General features: G+C 71.0%; 1 protein-coding gene. It reads right to left on the bottom strand.

The features are described from left to right. Window positions 1–839, bottom strand: an 839-nt coding sequence (locus PJ985_RS23220; RefSeq protein ID WP_271685857.1) for a beta-ketoacyl reductase, incomplete at both ends; no start/stop codon positions are given.

The raw sequence follows: 839 nt of genomic DNA, 5'->3' as shown, positions 1-839 counted from the left end.
GCCGGGTTCATGGGGATCAGGCCGCGGCGGCGCAGGTGTTCCTCTGCATCGCCCTCGACGAGCATGCCCGCCTCGGCCCACGGACCCCAGGCCACCGCGGTCGCCACGGCACCCCGAGCCCGCCGCCGCTCCGCCAGACCATCCACATACGCATTACCCGCCGCATACGCCGCCTGCCCCCCACTGCCCCAAACCCCAGCAACCGAAGAGAACAGCACGAACAACTCCGCATCCGGCAACAACGCATCCAAATGCGCCGCCCCCAGCACCTTCGCCCGCACCACCTCCGCGAAGTCACCCACCCCCGTCTCCCCCAGCGGACGCGCCTCCACCACACCCGCCGCATGCACCACACCCACCACCGCATGCTCCGCCACCACCACCGCGAGAGCCTCACGATCCGCCACATCACACGCCACAACCACCGCGACCGCACCGAGTTCCGCCAACTCGGCAACCAACTCCGCCGCCCCAGGAGCCTCCGGACCCCGACGGCTGACCAGCACCAACTTCCCGACACCACGCCGAGCCAGCCACCGCGCCACCTCGGCACCCAAGGCACCGGTCCCACCCGTAATCACCACCGGCCCCGCAGGACACCACTCACCCCGCGGCGCCTCCAGCACACCGGCACGACGCAGCCTGCGGGCAAACAGCCCCGAAGCACGCACCGCCACCTGATCCTCACCACCCACCAGCGCCGCAGCGAACCGGCCGGCCGCCCGGGCATCCAGAACAGCGGGCAGATCAACCAGACCACCCCACCGACGAGGGAACTCCAACGCCGCCGTACGACCCAGACCCCACACCTGCCCACCATCCGGATCCACCGGCCGGTC

The sequence above is a fragment of the Streptomyces sp. ACA25 genome, assembly GCF_028200735.1.
Taxonomy (GTDB): Bacteria; Actinomycetota; Actinomycetes; order Streptomycetales; family Streptomycetaceae; genus Streptomyces.
Note: the sequence above shows the minus strand (reverse complement) of the source record. Positions and strands in the feature narration are given on the sequence as shown.